The sequence below is a fragment of the Sinomonas sp. ASV322 genome (genome assembly GCF_030908245.1).
Taxonomy (GTDB): domain Bacteria; phylum Actinomycetota; class Actinomycetes; order Actinomycetales; family Micrococcaceae; genus Sinomonas.
In genome coordinates this window covers 1-1,976 of the sequence record NZ_JAVFJJ010000033.1, presented here as the reverse complement: position 1 = coordinate 1,976, position 1,976 = coordinate 1, and the positions used below count along the sequence as shown (strand labels likewise).

Here is a 1,976-nt window from a genome sequence, read left to right as displayed (position 1 = left end):
GGGTCAGCTCCCGAACGGCGGCGGTCTTCCGGGCCTGCCCGGCGTGCCGAGCCTCCCGGGTGTTCCGGGTGTTCCTTCGGTTCCGGGTGTTCCGAATGTGGGTGGCCTTCCGGGCACGGTGACGAACACGGTCGATGGGCTGCTGGGTCAGCTTCCGAGCGGTGGCGGGCTCCCCGGTGTTCCGGGTGTTCCGTCGGTTCCGGGCCTTCCGGGGGTTCCGTCGGTTCCGGGCCTTCCGGGGGTCCCGTCGGTTCCGGGTCTGCCGAACGTGGGCGACCTTCCGGGCACGGTGACGAGCACGGTTGATGGCCTGCTTGGTCAGCTTCCGAGCGGTGGCGGCCTCCCGGGCCTGCCCGGCGTGCCGAGCCTCCCGGGTCTTCCGGGGGTTCCGTCGGTTCCGGGTGTCCCGAATGTGGGTGGCCTTCCGGGCACGGTGACGAGCACGGTCGATGGGCTGCTGGGTCAGCTTCCGAGCGGTGGCGGGCTCCCGGGTGTTCCGGGTGTTCCGTCGGTTCCGGGTCTGCCGAATGTGGGTGGCCTTCCGGGCACGGTGACCAATGCGGTTGACGGTGTTCTCGGGCACCTTCCGAATGGTGGCGGCCTTCCGGGGCTGCCGGGTGTTCCGTCGGTTCCCGGCCTCCCGGGCCTTCCGGGTGTTCCGCCGGTTCCCGGCCTGCCGAACGTCGGCGACATTCCCGGCACGGTGACCAACGTGGTTGCTCCGGTCGTCAACGATGTTCTCGGGCACCTTCCGAACGGTGGCGGCGTTCCTGGCCTTCCGGGCGTTCCCTCGGTTCCGGGTCTGCCGAATGTCGGTGACATTCCTGGCACGGTGACCAACGTGGTTGCTCCGGTTGTCGATGGTGTCCTGGGTCAGCTTCCGAGCGGTGGCGGGCTCCCCGGTCTTCCGGGTGTTCCGTCGGTTCCGGGCCTGCCGGGTGTCCCGTCGGTTCCGGGTGTTCCGAATGTGGGTGACCTTCCGGGCTCGGTGACGAACACGGTCGACGGCCTCTTGGGTCAGCTCCCGAACGGCGGCGGTCTTCCGGGCCTGCCCGGCGTGCCGAGCCTCCCGGGTGTTCCGGGTGTTCCTTCGGTTCCGGGTGTTCCGAATGTGGGTGGCCTTCCGGGCACGGTGACGAACGCGGTCGATGGGCTGCTGGGTCAGCTTCCGAGCGGTGGCGGTCTTCCGGGCCTGCCCGGCGTGCCGAGCCTCCCGGGTCTTCCCGGTGTTCCGTCGGTTCCGGGTGTCCCGAATGTGGGCGGCCTTCCGGGTACGGTGACGAGCACGGTCGATGGGCTGCTGGGTCAGCTTCCGACCGGTGGCGGGCTCCCCGGTGTTCCGGGCGTTCCGTCGGTTCCGGGCCTGCCGAATGTGGGTGGCCTTCCGGGCACGGTGACCAATGCGGTTGACGGTGTTCTCGGGCACCTTCCGAATGGTGGAGGTCTGCCCGGTCTTCCGGGTGTTCCGTCGGTTCCCGGCCTGCCGAACGTCGGCGACATTCCCGGCACGGTGATCAACGTGGTTGCTCCGGTCGTCAACGATGTTCTCGGGCACCTTCCGAACGGTGGCGGCGTTCCTGGCCTTCCGGGCGTTCCCTCGGTTCCGGGTCTGCCGAATGTCGGTGACATTCCTGGCACGGTGACCAACGTGGTTGCTCCGGTTGTCGATGGTGTCCTCGGGCACCTTCCGAACGGCGGCGGGCTCCCCGGCGTGCCGAGCCTCCCTGGTGTTCCGTCGGTTCCGGGCCTGCCGGGTGTCCCGTCGGTTCCGGGTGTTCCGAATGTGGGTGACCTTCCGGGCACGGTGACGAACACGGTCGACGGCCTCTTGGGTCAGCTCCCGAACGGCGGCGGTCTTCCGGGCCTGCCCGGCGTGCCGAGCCTCCCGGGTCTTCCGGGTGTTCCTTCGGTTCCGGGTGTTCCGTCGGTTCCGGGTCTGCCGAATGTCGGCGGCCTTCCGGGCACGGTGACGAACG

Annotated in this window: 1 pseudogene; it reads left to right on the top strand. The window is 69.5% G+C overall.

Going from position 1 to position 1,976, the window contains the following annotated elements:
* Nucleotides 1-1,976 (top strand): annotated as a pseudogene (locus tag RBS12_RS20190) (hypothetical protein); the annotation flags it as partial.